The sequence below is a fragment of the Thiopseudomonas alkaliphila genome, from assembly GCF_001267175.1.
GTDB lineage: Bacteria > Pseudomonadota > Gammaproteobacteria > Pseudomonadales > Pseudomonadaceae > Oblitimonas > Oblitimonas alkaliphila.
This window is the reverse complement of record NZ_CP012358.1, coordinates 1,611,776-1,628,248: the sequence shown is the minus strand read 5'-3', so window position 1 is coordinate 1,628,248 and position 16,473 is coordinate 1,611,776. Positions and strand designations below refer to the sequence as shown.

General features: G+C 46.6%; 15 protein-coding genes. 6 read left to right on the top strand and 9 right to left on the bottom strand.

Annotated elements, in window-relative coordinates:
* Positions 1-182: 182 nt before the first annotated feature.
* From alr to AKN87_RS07835, 3 genes are read right to left on the bottom strand one after another with little or no spacing between them, the layout of a single operon-like run.
* A complete protein-coding gene (gene alr, locus AKN87_RS07845; RefSeq protein WP_053103063.1) occupies positions 183-1,268 on the bottom strand; it encodes an alanine racemase in 1,086 nt (361 codons plus the stop codon).
* A gap of 9 nt (positions 1,269-1,277) precedes the next feature.
* Positions 1,278-1,664 (bottom strand): Rid family detoxifying hydrolase, encoded by a 387-nt coding sequence (locus AKN87_RS07840; protein ID WP_053103062.1) that lies wholly within the window; start codon positions 1,662-1,664, stop codon positions 1,278-1,280.
* A gap of 26 nt (positions 1,665-1,690) precedes the next feature.
* Positions 1,691-2,950 (bottom strand): D-amino acid dehydrogenase, encoded by a 1,260-nt coding sequence (locus AKN87_RS07835; RefSeq protein ID WP_053103061.1) that lies wholly within the window; start codon positions 2,948-2,950, stop codon positions 1,691-1,693.
* A gap of 265 nt (positions 2,951-3,215) precedes the next feature.
* On the opposite strand from AKN87_RS07835, the gene AKN87_RS07830 reads away from it, so the two are divergent.
* Entirely contained in the window at positions 3,216-4,124 is a 909-nt protein-coding gene (locus tag AKN87_RS07830; protein WP_053103060.1) for a LysR family transcriptional regulator, read from the top strand.
* A 68-nt stretch (positions 4,125-4,192) separates the two neighbouring features.
* Here AKN87_RS07830 and AKN87_RS07825 read toward each other — a convergent pair whose 3' ends face one another.
* Positions 4,193-6,175 (bottom strand): ligand-gated channel protein, encoded by a 1,983-nt coding sequence (locus AKN87_RS07825; protein WP_053103059.1) that lies wholly within the window; start codon positions 6,173-6,175, stop codon positions 4,193-4,195.
* 170 nt (positions 6,176-6,345) lie between these two features.
* Here AKN87_RS07825 and AKN87_RS07820 point away from each other — a divergent pair, with 170 nt between their 5' ends.
* Positions 6,346-6,933: a class I SAM-dependent methyltransferase gene (locus AKN87_RS07820; RefSeq protein ID WP_053103058.1), complete on the top strand. Its 588-nt coding sequence runs from the start codon at positions 6,346-6,348 to the stop codon at positions 6,931-6,933.
* Between the two features lie 105 nt (positions 6,934-7,038).
* On the opposite strand, the gene AKN87_RS07815 is transcribed toward AKN87_RS07820, so the two are convergent.
* Complete coding sequence (locus AKN87_RS07815) at positions 7,039-7,839, bottom strand: IclR family transcriptional regulator (RefSeq protein ID WP_053103057.1); 801 nt, start codon at positions 7,837-7,839, stop codon at positions 7,039-7,041.
* Between the two features lie 193 nt (positions 7,840-8,032).
* Between AKN87_RS07815 and xsc the strand changes: the two genes are divergently transcribed.
* Together xsc and AKN87_RS07805 are read left to right on the top strand one after the other, a co-directional pair.
* Positions 8,033-9,874 (top strand): sulfoacetaldehyde acetyltransferase, encoded by a 1,842-nt coding sequence (gene xsc / locus AKN87_RS07810; RefSeq protein WP_053103056.1) that lies wholly within the window; start codon positions 8,033-8,035, stop codon positions 9,872-9,874.
* A 121-nt stretch (positions 9,875-9,995) separates the two neighbouring features.
* Positions 9,996-10,772 (top strand): sulfite exporter TauE/SafE family protein, encoded by a 777-nt coding sequence (locus AKN87_RS07805; RefSeq protein WP_080995535.1) that lies wholly within the window; start codon positions 9,996-9,998, stop codon positions 10,770-10,772.
* Positions 10,773-10,830: 58 nt separating this feature from the next.
* Here the strand turns inward: AKN87_RS07805 and AKN87_RS07800 are convergent, their stop codons facing one another.
* From AKN87_RS07800 to AKN87_RS07785, 4 genes are read right to left on the bottom strand one after another with little or no spacing between them, the layout of a single operon-like run.
* Positions 10,831-11,205 (bottom strand): Lin0512 family protein, encoded by a 375-nt coding sequence (locus tag AKN87_RS07800; protein WP_053103055.1) that lies wholly within the window; start codon positions 11,203-11,205, stop codon positions 10,831-10,833.
* Positions 11,205-11,552 (bottom strand): Lin0512 family protein, encoded by a 348-nt coding sequence (locus tag AKN87_RS07795; RefSeq protein ID WP_053103054.1) that lies wholly within the window; start codon positions 11,550-11,552, stop codon positions 11,205-11,207. The genes AKN87_RS07800 and AKN87_RS07795 overlap by 1 nt, the downstream gene beginning before the upstream one ends.
* A gap of 56 nt (positions 11,553-11,608) precedes the next feature.
* On the bottom strand, positions 11,609-13,345 hold the full coding sequence (locus AKN87_RS07790) for a cobaltochelatase CobT-related protein (protein WP_053103053.1): 1,737 nt from the start codon (positions 13,343-13,345) through the stop codon (positions 11,609-11,611).
* Positions 13,342-14,322 (bottom strand): AAA family ATPase, encoded by a 981-nt coding sequence (locus tag AKN87_RS07785; protein WP_053103052.1) that lies wholly within the window; start codon positions 14,320-14,322, stop codon positions 13,342-13,344. The genes AKN87_RS07790 and AKN87_RS07785 overlap by 4 nt, the downstream gene beginning before the upstream one ends.
* A gap of 275 nt (positions 14,323-14,597) precedes the next feature.
* Here AKN87_RS07785 and AKN87_RS07780 point away from each other — a divergent pair, with 275 nt between their 5' ends.
* Together AKN87_RS07780 and AKN87_RS07775 are read left to right on the top strand one after the other, a co-directional pair.
* Entirely contained in the window at positions 14,598-14,981 is a 384-nt protein-coding gene (locus AKN87_RS07780; RefSeq protein WP_053103051.1) for a nuclear transport factor 2 family protein, read from the top strand.
* Between the two features lie 44 nt (positions 14,982-15,025).
* On the top strand, positions 15,026-16,471 hold the full coding sequence (locus tag AKN87_RS07775) for an NAD(P)/FAD-dependent oxidoreductase (protein WP_053103050.1): 1,446 nt from the start codon (positions 15,026-15,028) through the stop codon (positions 16,469-16,471).
* Positions 16,472-16,473: the final 2 nt, after the last annotated feature.

Here is a 16,473-nt window from a genome sequence, read left to right as displayed (position 1 = left end):
TAACTATTGAGTTACTGCTGTCCATGGGCGAGCAAGACGCAAATTACATAGCATCGCGATGAGGTGCGTGTAGGAATATAGGCAGAATACAACTACGAAAGCAGTTTAAATAAGACATAAAACCATCGATTGCAGATAACTAAGTATCCACAACCGATGGTAAGAACAGCGAATAGCCGCTCTTAGTTTTTGTAGAGTCGTGGCACTCTACGGCTGACACCGGTAAATAAATCGTAAGCTATGGTATTGCAGTGTGTGGCGACTTCGTTAGCCGGTAAGCCTTCGCCCCATAAGATCACCTTGCTGCCTATTTCTGCATCAGTTATGTCAGTTAGATCAATCGTAAGCATGTCCATTGAAACCCGTCCGATGATCTGTGAACGCTGGCCATTGACCAATACTGGGGTGCCTGTTGCCGCATGGCGCGGATAGCCATCAGCATAGCCCATGGCAACTGTGCCCACTTTGGTGCGCTGATTAGCAGTAAAGCGCCCGCCATATCCCACTTGCTCACCTACTTCAATCCAGCGCGTTGCAATGATTTGGCTTTTTAACGTCATGGCAGCTTGCAGCTGCACACTCTCTGGGGTTTCTTGACTAAGTGGCGAAGCACCGTACAGCATAATGCCTGAGCGTTGCCAGTTTTTGCGGGTGTTTGCGTGGGCTAAAATACCTGCTGAGTTGGCGAGGCTAAGTTCAATCTCTGGCTGTAATAGTTCAGCGGGTAAAGCCGCAAATTGATCTATCACTGTGACAGACTCGGCCAAATGATTATCAGCATTAGCAAAGTGTGACATTACTACTACTTTTTTAACCTGCGGCAGGGATACGAGTTGCTGGTAGGCAACAAGCGCTTGCTGGGGAGAAAAGCCCAAGCGGTGCATACCTGTATCAATTTTTAGCCATACCTCTAACGGAGTAGCAAGGCGGCTCTTAGCTAATGCTTGAACTTGTTCCAAGCAATGGATGGCTGTAGAAAAGCCTTGGTTAGCTATTGTTTCTAGCTCACAGGAATCAAAAAAGCCCTCTAGTAATAAGATAGGGTGAGTAATTCCCCCCGCTCTTAGTTCTAATGCTTCTTCAATGCATGCCACGGCAAACATAGGCGCTTGATCAGCTAGCGCTTTAGCGACTGCAATCGCCCCATGGCCATAGGCATCAGCTTTGATAACAGCTACCGTTTGATCTTGTGGAGCCAGTGAGGAGGCCAGTGCAAAATTGGCTTGAATATGGTTTAAATTAATTTCAGCAATAGCAGGGCGTGCCATAAATTGTACTCACTTATCCAGTGCCAATACAGCAATTACTTCGATGTCGGCATTCATTGGTAGGGCTTTAACTGCGTAGGCTGCACGAGTTGGAAATGGTGCTGTAAAATACTCATCCATCACTTGGTTTAGGGATGACATATGTGCAGTGTCACTGAGTAAAACCGTTAAGTTTGCGATTTGACTGAGTGTGCCGCCTGCAGCTTCTGTTACTGCTTTGACGTTTTCAAACACTTGAATAGCTTGGGCAGTAAATGAATCGGTCACCATTTGCATAGTGATAGGGTTGAGTGGAGTTTGCCCTGACAAATAGACCAACTGCCCTACTTTTATAGCTTGTGAGTAAGGGCCAATAGCTGTAGGTGCTTGATCTGAATGGATGATATTAAGTGACATACGCGAAGCCTTAAAAATTATTAGAGTTATTTTATATAGCGATAAATCGATAATCCTTCGTTATCAATTTCGGGCGCTTGTTGGTTTATCAGGTCGGCTACTAAACGTGCAGAACCTTGGGACATCGTCCAACCTAAGGTGCCATGGCCAGTGTTCATAAACAGATTATTAATTGGAGTTTCACCGATTACAGGCACGCTATCAGGAGTCATGGGGCGCAAACCGCACCAGAAAGTGGCATTTGCTAAATCGCCTGCGCCAGGGAACAAATCATTCACCACAAATTCAGCTGGTTTACGGCGCTTCTCCTGTAATGTGAGATCAAAATCGGCAATTTCTGCAGTGCCTCCCACGCGAATCCGATCATCAAACCGGGTAACAGCTACTTTGTAGTCTTCATCCATTACAGTGGATTGCGGTGCTTTAGTTTCATCTAATATCGGCAAGGTCAGTGAGTAACCCTTAATTGGATAAACCGGTAGTTTAAAGCCCAAAGCATTCACTAGGAGTGGTGAATAACTGCCAAGACAAACCACATAGTTATCTGCGGTAAACAGACCTTTTGAAGTGTGTACGCCTGTGATTTTGTGTCCTGAAGTCTCAAGAGACAAAATGTCAGTATTTAGTTCAAACACAACCCCCGCTTCCGTACAGTGCCGGGCAAGCGCTTCAGTGAACTTTTTGCAATCACCGGTGGCATCCATCGGGAAACGTAAGCCGCCAATAAACTTTTCACTGACATTGGCTAGAGCAGGTTCATGCTGAATGCACTCAGCGTGACTAATTACTTCATGCTCGACACCGCACTCCTCTAATGAGCGCAAATCTGGGGCGATGGAATCCATCTTTTCTTGGCTGCGAAATAATTCGATAGTGCCTTGATTACGGTGGTCGAAATCTAGCTGTAAGTCGGCAGTAAGTTGATTTAAGCAGAGGCGGCTATATTCGGAAATTCTCAACATGCGGCGTTTATTAAGACTATAGGCTGCCTCTGTGCATTGGCCTAGCATTTGATAAAACCAAGCGGCAGTGCGCAGATTAAATGCGCTGCTGCTCACTAAGATAGGTGCTAAATCCTGCATCATCCATTTCACGGCTTTAAGTGGAATGCCAGGTGCTGCCCAAGGGTTGGTATAGCCATAAGACAGCATGCCAGCATTGCCAAAGCTTGCTTCATCGGCAACTGAGGAATTACGTTCGATGACAGTGACTTCATGCCCTGTTTTGGCTAGATACCAAGCAGTTGAAACACCTGCGACACCTCCCCCAAGAACCAGAATTTTCATTTGCTTGATCTCCAGATAGTGTTAAGCGTAACTCAGCTGTTGAGACGGCAGTTACCGTGAATATTAGTTACTTAGTTCAGGTAGCTTAAGCAGAACCATGGGCTGTAGAGTTAAAAATGGTTGCTCTGAACGGTTGATTTATTGTTATCAGCTATCCCTCCACAGTAGGAGGCGTGCATAAAGCCGTATAAAGGATAGGTTGCCCCAGAATCAATGTTGAGTTAAATACTGATTTACTAACCAATAGTTTTGTTAAGGCTAAACAATGAAAACAATAAAAGTACTTAATCAGGTATCGGATTTTGAGCTGCGATTACTGCGTGTCTTTAAGGTGGTTGTAGAAAGTGGTGGATTTTCTGCTGCTGAAAGTGCGTTAGGCATTACTAAGTCAGCTATTAGTCAACACATGAGTGATTTAGAAAAGCGTTTAGGCTTGCGGCTGTGCCAAAGAGGGAGAAGCGGTTTTGCCCTTACGGATGAGGGGGCAGAGGTGTTATTAGCTACGCGTTCATTATTGTCTTCAATTGAGGATTTTCGCTCTGAAATTAATCAGCTGAATAAAAAATTGAAAGGTGAGCTGAATATTGGAATGGTGAATAACTTAGTCACTCAGCCTCAAATGATCATCAGTAAAGCATTGAGCCAGCTGCAGGAGCAAAGTGATGGAGTTAAAATTAATGTCAGCATGAGTACACCCGGCGCAATTGCTAAAGGCCTGTTTGATGGGCGCTTACATGTGGGAGTGATTCCATGGACCACGACTTTGTCTGGGCTAGAATACAATGAGTTGTATGAGGAAAAGTCCAGTCTGTACTGCAGTAAAGACCACCCTCTGGCGCACAAAAAACAGATTACTAAAAAGGATTTGCTAGAAGCTGATGCAGTCGTACCACGTTACCCAATGACTGAGCATGCGATTGCTATGCATAAAATGCTTACCTGTACTGCGACTGCAACTGATCGTGAAGGTATTGCTTTTTTAATCTTAACTGGCACTTATATTGGTTTTTTGCCAGACCACTACGCCTCGCAATGGGTGGCGCGGGGTGATTTAACTGCATTAGATGTAGGTTCTAAGCATTTTAGTACGCCATTAGCGGTAGTTACTCGTCAAGGTAGGCGAGCAAATTCAGTATTGGAACGCTTTTTAAGCTTTATTGAGTATGAGCATTAAGCTGCAAGTTGTCTCCTGTGTAATGGCCCTGAGTTAACAGGGCCAGTTTTAAGGTTTTTATTCAAGGCTTAGAACGAAAGAGTAGCTCCAACGGTATAACGGCGGCCATCTAACACGGCATCGTAGCGTTCATAGTCCACCACCTTATTAAAGACGTTGTAGACACCTGCCATTAAGGTGAGATTTTTATTGATTTTATAGTTGCCGCCAAAATCAACAAAAGTGTAGGAAGGAGAGCCTTTACTCATTGTGGTACGGCCTTGATATTCAGAGCTTTTGCCGCGGTAATTAACTCTAGCCCAACTATTGAGTTGGTCAGACATAGTCCAGTCGAGGGTGGAGTTAATCATATGCTTGGGCATTTTGTTTAAGGGTTTACCTTTAAATTTGCCACTTTTTTGTTTCGAGTGGGTAAAGGTATAGCTTGAGCTTAAGGCTAAGTCTGAGGTGATTGACCAATCAAGGGTTGCTTCTAAGCCGCGCATTTGCGCTTTATCAACGTTCATTCGATCGCTAATAAACTTATAAGACGTGTTGCCTATTTTGCAGGCGCCAGTGGCTTTTGAGCCATCACCATCGGTACAGCGTCGCTCTTCAGTGATTTTGTCTTTAAAGTCAGTTTGGAAAATCGTCGCACCAATACTCAGATTGTCTAAATTATCCCACACTGCACCAAACTCGGTGCTTACTGATTTTTCAGGTTTTAAGTTGGAGTTACCCACAATAATGGCTGGATCACCGCCGCCGCCGGTAATTTGTCCCCAGTTATCAACTGCCGAGCGTAAATCTGGCGAGCGGTAGCCGGTAGAGACCCCACCTTTAAAGGTCCACTGTTCAAGAGAAGCAGGGTTCCAGACGCCGTAGACTCGGGGAGACCAGTGTGAGCCGTAATTTTGGTCGCGATCTAAACGCAGGCCAGTGGTCAGAGCAAAATCCTCATGGAGTTGCCATTCATTTTCGGCGAAGAGTGCCCAAGACCAGCGGGTTAAACGATTTTTATCTAGGGCCATTTCCAGTTGATTGCCGTCGTCGTGTAGATCTTCGTACTTGTATTGCGCACCGAGTGTGGTGATGTTTTGATCAAAAAATAACGTGGTTTGGTTATCTAATAAGGTATTTTTTACTTCCATATCCCGACTGGGGTTTTCAATTTTTTCTTGTTGCAAATAGGTATTGGCGACTCCGCCCTCCCAGTTGCCTTGGTGGGTAATGGCTAGGTGTTTTCGATCATAGTCATTTTGTGAGTTAGAGCGGGTGGCGCTGCGGCCTAGGCGAGCATTACGTTCTTGCTCTGATTTGCCCACTTCTAGGGCAAACTGATGGGCCTCGTTAGGGGTAAAAGATAGTTTGGTGGTTAAACTATCGTTTTTTTGCTGATTGTAGCCGTTGCTAAACTTGTCTTCTGCTCGGCGCGAAGTTTGCGCATAGGCTTGTAGTCCCAGTACCCCATCAACCAGTGGGCCAGACAGGTAGGCGTTGGTTTGGTGATAGTTGCCAGAGCGCGAAGTATCTTGGGCGGTGTATTCAGAGCGTAGCGAGCCACGCCACTCTTGGTTGGTTTTCTTGGTGATGATATTAACAACCCCACCCATTGCATCTGAGCCATACAGGGATGACATGGGGCCGCGTACCACTTCAATACGCTCAATGGCTTCAATCGGTGGAATCCAGCCTTGCTCAATTCCTGGGCCATCACTGTTGGGACGGGTTGAACGTGAATCCTGACGACGTCCATCGACTAAAATTAAGGTGTACTTTGCTCCCATGCCACGGACACTGATATCACTGCTACTGCCACCGCCAGTTACCACTACGCCTGGTACATCCTTCAGTGCATCAGTAACGTCTTTATAAGATTTTTTAGCTAAGTCTTGCTGACTAATCACACTGATGGAGGCCGGTGCATTTTTGACTTGTTGCTCAAATCCCGCAGCGGTAACTACGGTTTCTTTGAGTTGCAAAGTTTCAGGTTCTGAGCTTGCCGCGAGGGCATAGCTGTTGGCGGTAATTGCGAGGGTAAGTAACGAAAAGCGAACATAGGGCGGGTGCATAGCTAACCTTTTTACACGAAAAGTGGGAGAAAATCCCTGGTAATGATAATCGTTATCGTTTCCATGTAAAGGTTTTTTACACTCTTTTTTTGTTCAGGGGCTATTTTTTGCAGCTATAAAATTTTCCAATTAACCTAGTCAATAGTTTTTATTCTCAATAGGGGTGCGCTATGTGGGATCAACGCTATGCTGGCGAGGCTTATGTATATGGGCAAACGGCTAATACTTTTTTGCAGCAGCACATTACTGATTTAACTGGACCGGTATTAAGCGTGGCAGAGGGTGAAGGGCGTAATGCAGTTTTTTTAGCTCAGCACGGCTTAGAGGTAGTGGGTATTGATAGTTCGGCGGTAGGTTTAGCTAAAGCGCAGCGTTTAGCCAAGAGCAAAAAGGTGATCATTACTACAGTACAGGCCGATTTAGCAGAGTATCAGCCTGCGGTTAATTACTTTGCCAGTGTGGTATCTATTTTTGCTCATTTACCCAGTCAGTTGCGACGTACCTTGCATCATCGATTAGCTAAGGCTTTGCGCCCTGGTGGCGTGTTGTTACTAGAGGGCTACAGTAAGCAGCAGCTAGGGCGTGGCACTGGTGGTCCTAATAACTTAGATATGCTGTTTAGTTTGGATGAGTTATTACAAGACTTCCCAGGCTTTAAAGTGATTTTAGGGCAAGAAATACAGCGTGAGGTGATTGAAGGTACTGGGCATACTGGCTTGGCAGAGGTGGTACAGCTCATTTTACAAAAGCCCAAGTAGGCCGTAGGTTTGGCGTTTTAACACAATGTTTAACCTCGCCTTACCCTCTAAACAATCATTTTCGATCGATACTATGCAGCGTTATGAGTATCGATCGAGTTGCCATTATTTATCGCTGGGCATGCCTTCTTGGCAGATGGCTGCGATAGCATCGGCTGCCCGTTGGAGTGCAGGTAAGAAACTCAGTGCTTGTTCGCGGTTTACACGCATAATGGGTGCTTGCATCGCAACGCCAATATTAGAGACGCCATTGGGGTTAGTTGCTAGCACAGCAATGCAGAGCAGGCCTGGCAAAAATTCCTCATCATCAAAAGCATAGCCTTGTTGTTTAACTGTTTCGATTTCTTGCTCTAATGCCTGATGGTCAGTCAAGGTATTGTAAGTAAACTGCTTTAATGGAATATCGGCCAGTAAACGGCGACGCTGGGCGGGTGCCATTTGCGCTAAAAAGAGTTTGCCACTTGCAGAACAGTGCACAGGGACCCGAGAACCTGGATGTAAGTAAAAACGTAAGGGTGCAGGGGTTTCTACCCGATCCAGATACAGTACTTCGCCGCCAGATAACGCGGTGATATTGCATGTTTCACCAATTTCTTCGACTAACGACTTAAGAATGGCATGTCGTGCACCACCAATGGTGTCATTGAGAAGTAAGTTTTCTGCTAGGCGGCGTAAGCGCACGGCACGGCTATAGTGCCTGCCATCGGCTTCACGCTGCAGCATGCCAGAGCTTTCTAGCTGTTGCAGCATGCGATGCATAGTGGGTTTGGGGATGCCTGTTTCTTCAACCAGTCCTTGTAATGTCACAAATTGATCTTTTTCTGAAATAACTTCTAATAAGGCTAATAAACGCTGGGTTGGTGTACCACCATCCAAGCGGTTTTCACCAGATTTTATACTGCTCATAGTGATGTCCTCGTAATGCTTAGAATTATGTTTTATTTCAAAAAATAATGCAATTTGTATTGTTTTATAGAATTACGGTTGACTGACGTTACGGTTCAGGCTAGATTGCATACATGTTCCGTTTTTCGGAATGAAATGAGCGATAAAGTGAATTTTCTTACGATAAACCCAGTGGCTATCTTGGAGTTAACGCATGAGCAATAATAAAAACAATTCAAATGTTCGTCAGGCAACTGATACACGGCAAGTAGTTGAAGGCAAACAAAAAATGACGCCTTCAGAGGCTTTTGTTGAAACGCTGGTGGCTAATGGCGTGACCGAAATGTTCGGTATTATGGGGTCGGCTTTCATGGATGCGATGGATATTTTCGCACCAGCAGGTATCCGCTTAATTCCCGTAGTTCATGAGCAAGGCTCAGCCCACATGGCGGATGGTTATGCGCGTGTTTCAGGCCGTCACGGCGTATTAATTGGCCAAAATGGTCCAGGTATTTCTAACAGTGTGACGGGTATTGCTGCGGCTTTCTGGGCCCATAGTCCAGTAGTAATTATTACTCCAGAAACGGGCACAACGGGTATTGGTTTAGGTGGATTCCAAGAGTGTAATCAGCTGCCGATGTTCCAAGAGTTTGTAAAGTATCAAGGTCATGTGACGCATCCAGCACGTATTGCTGAATTCACTGGCCGTTGCTTTGATCGCGCAATGTCAGAAATTGGTCCGACTCAGTTGAACATTCCACGTGACTACTTCTATGGCGAAATTGAAGCTGAGATTCCAAAACCAGCGCGTTTAGATCGTGGTCCTGGTGGTACTAAAAGTTTGGATGAAGCAGCTGAGTTGTTAGCCAATGCACGTTTCCCTGTCATTATTTCAGGGGGTGGTGTGGTGATGGCTGATGGTGTGGATGAGTGTAAAGCACTAGCTGAGCGCCTTGGTGCACCCGTAGTGAACAGCTACCAACATAACGACTCATTCCCTGCAAGTCACCCCTTATGGGCAGGTCCACTAGGTTACCAAGGTTCTAAAGCAGGTATGAAGTTAATGGCTAAAGCAGACGTAGTCTTGGCTTTAGGAACACGTCTTGGTCCATTCGGTACTCTACCGCAGCACGGCATGGACTATTGGCCGAAAGATGCGAAGATTATTCAGATCGATGCTGACCATAAAATGCTGGGTCTGGTGAAGAAAATTGCAGTGGGTGTGTGTGGTGATGCCAAAGAAGCTGCAGTAGCACTGGTTGATCGCCTAAAAGGTCGTGAACTAGCCTGTGATGCTAACCGTGAAGAGCGTGCCGAGTTAATCGCTAGCGAGAAAGCGGCATGGGAGAAAGAATTAGATGAGTGGACCCATGAAACGGATCCATTTAGCTTGGATGCAATCGAAGAAGCGAAAAATGAGACACCGTTCTCTGGCGGTTCCTACTTGCACCCACGTCAAGTATTGCGCGAGTTAGAAAAAGCGATGCCAGAAAACGTCATGGTATCTACCGATATCGGTAATATTAACGCCGTTGCCCATAGTTACTTACGCTTTGAAAAGCCACGTAGTTTCTTTGCTCCTATGAGTTTTGGTAACTGTGGTTATGCCTTCCCAACGATTATGGGAGCGAAAGTAGCAGCACCTGATCGCCCTGCGATTGCTTACACAGGTGATGGTGCTTGGGGTATGAGCTTAATGGAAACCATGACTGCAGTGCGTCACGATATTCCAGTTACGGTAGTGGTATTCCATAACCGTCAGTGGGGTGCTGAGAAGAAAAACCAAGTCGAGTTCTATAACCGCCGCTTTGTTGCCGGTGAGCTAGAAAACCAAAGCTTTGCCGAAATCGCACGTTCGATGGGAGCCGAAGGTATGACAATTGACCGCTTAGAAGACGTTGGACCAGCGTTGAAAAAAGCGATCAACATGCAAATGAATGAGGGTAAAACCACAATTATCGAGGTAATGTGTACGCGTGAGCTAGGCGATCCATTCCGCCGCGATGCGCTGAAAAAACCTGTGCGTTTGCTGGAAAAATACAAAGACTACGTTTAAGCCAGTCTTGCAATAACATGTGACACTGATCCTTAAAACCCCCAGCTATGCTGGGGGTTTTTAATTGGGTTGTCGTTAAGCTATTAAGAGCTGGGCTGTCCCCGAGTAAAGGTGAAACAAATTGATCAATGTTAGTTTTGAAGTCCCTTGGGTCTTTTTGCTGATTGCAGGCTTCGCTGGGTATTTTCAAACAGTGACGGGTTTTGGCTTAGGCATGTTAGTGATGGGGTTGGTAGGAGGCATGGGGGTTTTGCCGATGACGTCAGTGGTAGCAGTTATCAGCCTAATGACTTTAGTCAACTGTGCCATTGCCTTGCCCGGGCGTCTGCATTTCGTGAATTGGCCAACGGTATTAGCAGTATTGCTTGGTCTACTGCCAAGTTTAGTGCTTGGGGTATGGCTGCTGAATTACCTCAGTGTAAGTGCTTCGGTGGCGATGCAAATGTTGCTAGGGGTAGTTATTGTCTATGGTGGTTTGGCTTTACTGATTAAGCCGCGCTATCAGCAAAAAATATCAAGTCCGCGCAGTTTTACGCTCTTTGGCAGCGTCTCGGGTTTGTTTGGTGGATTATTTGAAATTGCCGGCCCGCCATTGATTTATCATTATTATCGGCAGCCATTAGCAATTAATTGTATCCGTCATACATTACTGCTGTTATTTGGTTTGGCTTCGGGCGCTCGTACTGGATTAGTCATTAGTACAGGGCAGATGACTACTGACATTGTGTTGTTAACTGCTTGGGCATTGCCTGCTGTGGTGATTGGTACTTGGCTAGGGCGAAGGTGGGCACCTCCACTCTCGGTACAGGCGATGCGCCGCTTGGTGTGCTTAGTTTTATTGTTAATTGGACTGTCGTTGATCATAGCTGGCGTTAGCCAGCAGATGCTTGATAGTTAAATACTGGCAGCGGTGTTTATCTTGAACAAACACCGCTGAGATCACGCAAGCGCGTGGCTTAATTAACCGATTCAGATAAACGCCAAGCTGCGCTCTGAATTGGTAGAAAGGCAGCTACTGCGGCAGTGGCTATGACATGGGTATGATTACTGGCTGGATCATGCACGTTTAAACCACCATGCACGACTTTAACTTCTGCTCGGCCGCGGGGCAGTTCTGCCGCCACGACTTGGGTATCAACTTGCTCAGGTTGCTGTACCCCAATTGTTACCTCTACGCGCATTTGACGATGATCGTAACCTAGAGAAGAAAAAAGTACTAAAGAGGAATGCCGTAAAGCATCTTGCACTGCGCGGCAGGCCGCCTTGGTATAGTCTTGTGCATACAGTGAGTTACTGCTGCCCATCTCTAAAATAATACGTTGTTCGCTCATTATGCAGGCTCCATATCAAATGACACAATTAATGCCACATTAGCGATTACACTTTTGCTGCTGCCATCGGGCTTTTCAATATCGAGTCCGCCTTTAACCACGCGAATGCTAGGCTGGCCGTAAGGGAAAATTTTGACTAAGGCACTTACATCAACCTGCTCGGGTTGCTGTACGCCAATTTCAACGTCAATTAACATGGCTTCACGTGGAAAACCAAAAGCTTCGGCAACATTCAGTGAGTTATGCCATAACGCATCACGAATGCCCCGTGCACAAGCTTCGGTATAGTTGCTACTACGAATGGAAGTGCCCATGCCAAATTGGTGGACTACGTGGGTTTTTGCCATACAGACGCTCCTGGTATTGCTAGGTTGGGTCAACCGAGGGGGAAATTTGCGGGTGCTTAACGTCGTTTACGGTGGTTAATTAACTGCACAATTTCATCGAATAGGTGGTTATCTAAAACTTGCGACATATCGGTAGCAATACAGTGTCTATAAAATGGGCTCAAATCCAAGCCTACACCTAATCCTAAAATATCGACTTCTGCCTGTCGTTCACGGCGCGCAAGTACCTCTTTAAGATGATTATCTAAATAATAAGCATCGTTAGTGAGATTGGTCGCACTGTCGGCTGGACTACCGTCAGAAATCACGATGAGGATTTTTCGGTTTTCACTGCGCGCCAAGAGTCGATTACAGGCCCAGTCTACGGCTTCTCCATCGATCCCTTCACGAAATAAATCGCCCTTGAGTAAGGCCGCAATTTCTCGGCGGGATCGGCGCCAACCACGGTCTGCCTCTTTAAAAATAAAGTGACAGACTTCATTCAACCGTCCTGGATACACAGGACGTCCTTGGCGTAACCAGTCTTTATGCGCTTTACCGCCATTCCACGCATTGGTAGTAAACCCTAAGAGTTCACTGCTAGCACCAATCATATCTAAGGCGCGAATTAGGCAGTCGGCAAGCATCGCCACGGGTTCAATTTGATGGCGCATAGAGCCAGAGCAATCAAGCAAGATGCTCACCACACAGTCAGCGACTGGCTGATAACGTTCTTGATAAAATAGGCGGCGCTCAGTAGGCGAGCTAACTAATTGTGCTAAGCGGCGCCCATCAATGCGACCTTCTTCTTCACCATAGAGCCAGTCATCACGCTGTGGGTTAGCTAGCACAGCACTTAATTGACGCGCTAGGCGTGGGACATTGATATTTTGCTCGGCAATGCCTCGGTCTAAGCGATCGCGATATTCATCAAGCAGTGCGGGACGCATTAACTGAGCTGCATGCAATTCACGGTCATAGGCTGTGGTAAATACCGCGTAGCCCTGCTGGCTTTCAGCAAAGGCTTTACTGGTGCCGCTACGGGCGTTGGCAAAGCCTTCGTCATCATCGCCTTGATCAAAATCAAGTAGTAAAGCAAAGCCTTTTTGCGTAGCTTGCTCTTCTTCATTGGCTTCTGCGTCTTCTGCAGCGTGGGCTGCTCGCTGGGCTTCAATTAGCTGATTAACAAGCTCGGCAATGGCCAGAGCGTGGGGAATAAAGTCAGCCTGTTGCTGGCGAGTGCGGCGTAAACCCGCTAAGGCGGTACCAATCAATGCCGCCAAAGAGAAACGAGTACTTTCAATAAAGTCTTCGGTTTCTTCTAATACTTGCCATGCATTGAGTCTCGCCCAACACATTTGCGCGACGGTATATAGCAAAATTCCGGTGCTGCCTTCGGTATGTCCAGAACGGTGAAAATCTTGCGACCAGCGGATAAAGCGCTGCTTAAGATTACTGGCGATTCCAGTTAATGATTCTGGTACCAAGGTTTCTACGCGTAATTGTTCAAGTAGTTCAAAGACCAGTCGGGCAATCGGCGGGCTAGGGCAGTGTTGGCGATGTAATGCCTCATCGGTGAACAGTAAGCGTACCGCCAGAGCATCGGCTGCTGCGCGGCAGTCATCAAAGGCTGATATTGCTGTATCGATCCGATGATGGGGAGCATGCAAGGGCAATCGTACTTCACCTAGATGCAGTACTTTGCCCCGAAAATTAAGTTCAGGTAAGCCACTAATGGCACGGATGCTGGCAGCACACAGCGCTTCGACCTGCTGTTGGCGCCGAGCTTGTTGTTGGGCGCTGGTGTGGGTCATGGTGCAAGTTGCTCACTGGCGTAGGATTCATCAAGTTCTTGATTAAAGGCGCGTTGATAATATTCGGCGACAATTTGTCGTTCACTATCATCACATTTGTTTAAAAAAGAGAGGCGGAAGGCAAGCGCTGGATCATGAAAAATTTCGCAGTTTTCAGCCCAGGTGATCACCGTGCGGGGAGACATTAAGGTTGAAATATCGCCTACAGCAAAGCCTTTGCGGGTTAAAGCGGCTACGCTCACCATCGCATCAATCAATTTGCGACCTTGCTCAGTGTTTTTTTCAGGCACTCGGGCTAACACAATGGCTGCCTCTTCCTCTGGTTTTAAATAATCTAGCTTGGCCACAATATTCCAGCGGTCAATTTGTGCATGGTTGAGTACTTGAGTGCCTTGGTACATCCCAGATAGGTTGCCTAAGCCAACGGTGTTAGCGGTGGCGAACAGGCGGAAATAGGGGTGAGGATGGATAACTTTATTTTGATCAAGCAGCGAAAAGTGTCCATCGCGCTCTAAAATTCGCTGGATCACAAACATAACGTCAGGCCGGCCGGCATCGTACTCGTCAAAAATTAAAGCTATAGGACGCTGTAACGACCAAGGCACTATACCTTCTTGGAACTCGGTGACCTGTACTCCCTCTCTGACCACAATGGCATCTTTGCCAACTAAGTCTAGGCGGCTGATATGGCCGTCTAAGTTGACCCGTAAGCAAGGCCAATTAAGACGGGCGGCAATTTGCTCAATATGGGTTGATTTGCCGGTGCCATGTAGTCCTTGCACCATGACCCGACGATTGCGTGTAAAGCCCGCCAAAATAGCTAAGGTAACATCTGGATTAAAGCGATAGGCCGGATCAATTTCAGGCACATACTCATTAGGCTCGCTAAAGACGGGGACCATTAAGTCGCTATCAATGCCGAAGAGTTCACGTGCCGAACGTAGGGTATCTGGTTTGCTACTTAATAAATCTGACATGTTTGCTCCTCGGTGGGCAGAATTGGTTTTTATTAGAATTTGAGCTTAACCTATCTTTAATTTTATTAAAAGCGGAACCTTGTGTTTCATAAAATAGAATAAGTTGTTGTTTGTGGCTGTCTTATACGGCATAAAATGCAAAATACTGGCCCAAACAAACACTGATAACTGGCGCTAATGCCAGCTCAATAGCTTGTCGTAGACTGCACTGCACACGTTTCCAGCGATTGGGCGTGAATAATAATTACAAACTGATTAAATAAGTGGAGTTCACTATGAGCCAACCAGATGTTGCGTTCTTAAAAGCCTTCGGCGATGCCCTTAACCGCCATGATATTGATGCCTTACTCGAAATGATGACCGATGACTGCGTATTTAACGGCGTGGCGGGCAGTGAGTTACAGGGCACCAGCTTTGTTGGACCGGAAGCCGTGCGTGTGGGCTTATCCAATGCATGGAAAAATGCACCCGACGCGTGCTGGGTGGATGGTGAGTACTACGTAATTGGTGATAAAGGCTTTATGGAAACCACGTATAAGGGCACCACGCTTGATGGTTTACGTACTGAAGCACGCATGATTGATGTCTTGACTTTCCGTGATGGAAAAATCGCGATTAAAAATGCGTTTCGTAAGAATCGTCCGCCTATTAATGCCTGATTGCTAAAGCAGAAGTTAATAGTAACGATCACGAGGAAACCGTCATGACTGTAGAACTAAATAAGCAAAGGGAGCAAGCTGCGGAGCAACGTAGTACCGCTCCGATGCAGCCGTATGATCCGGCTTATGATCCCCTGACTAGCAAAACGCCCGGCCGTGGCCGCGACTATGCGCCGACCTACTGGATTGGTACTGCAGGTGAGCCACCTGCGGATGATGGCCCTGTGCAAGGCGACCTAGAAGCCGATGTAGTGATTGTAGGATCCGGCTTTACTGGCTTAACTGCGGCAATTTTCTTGGCTGAAAATTATGGTATTAAAGCCACGGTATTAGAGGCCAACCGTGTAAGCTGGGGTTGTTCTACACGTAATGGCGGGCAAGCGCAATGTGCCACCGGACGACTCAAACGCTCGCAGTGGATTGATCGCTATGGTTTAGATATTGCGCATAAACTGCACCAAGAATGCTTAGATGGCATGGAAACCTTTAAGCAGTTAATTAAAGATATTGATTGCGAACCGCAGCCGGGTGGGCACTTATATGTGGCCCACCGTGATCGACAAATGCCAATTCTTGAGAAAGAGGCAAAACTGCTGCGCGAAACCTTCAATTATGATGCGCAGATCCTAGATGCTGACACTGTTAAACGAGACTGGATAGGTGATCAGGAAGCAGCAGGGGCGATGCATGAGCCAGAAGGTATTGGAATTCACGCTGGTAAATTAGCTTTTGGTTATCATCGTAAAGCGCGGGCACTAGGAGTGAAAATTCACCCAGCTAGTCCAGTGCAGGGCTGGGAAACCCGCGATGGTATACATTACTTAAAAACCCCAGGTGGCGTAGTGAAGGCGCGTTCAGTAGGAATGGCGACGGGCGGCTATACTTCGCAAGGGTTACACAGCCAATTGAAGAATCGTTTGTTGCCGGTGTTATCCAACTCTGTGGTCACACGGGTGCTGACGGACGCTGAAATTGAAGCCTGTAATATGCGTACTCGTCAGGTTATTACCGATACTCGCATTTTGCGGCACTATTATCGGTTACTGCCAGATAATCGTTTGCAAATTGGTAGCCGCAGTGCAATTACTGGGTTAGATGCGCCGCAAGCCAAATACAAAAACATGCTGATTAACGATTTGCATCGTAAATTTCCTGCGTTGCAAGGGGTTGAGATTGATTACTCGTGGTGGGGTTGGGTGGATGTCAGTCACGATATGATGCCGCGTATCTTCCAGCCAGATCCTAAGCAGACGATTTATTACGCCCTAGGTTATGGTGGTAATGGCGTTATGTATTCAGCTCAGGCGGGTAAGCGCTTAGCGCAGTTAATTGCAGGCGATAGAATTGATATGAGTTTGCCTATTTTTAACTCGAAATTACCTTTCCCTAATGTAAAAGAGATGGTTGAGTCACAAATGTTTGCGCCTTTTAGACGAATGGGGCAGAGTTTTCTCTATCGTTGGTATCATCTAAAAGACGAACGCCCCTAACC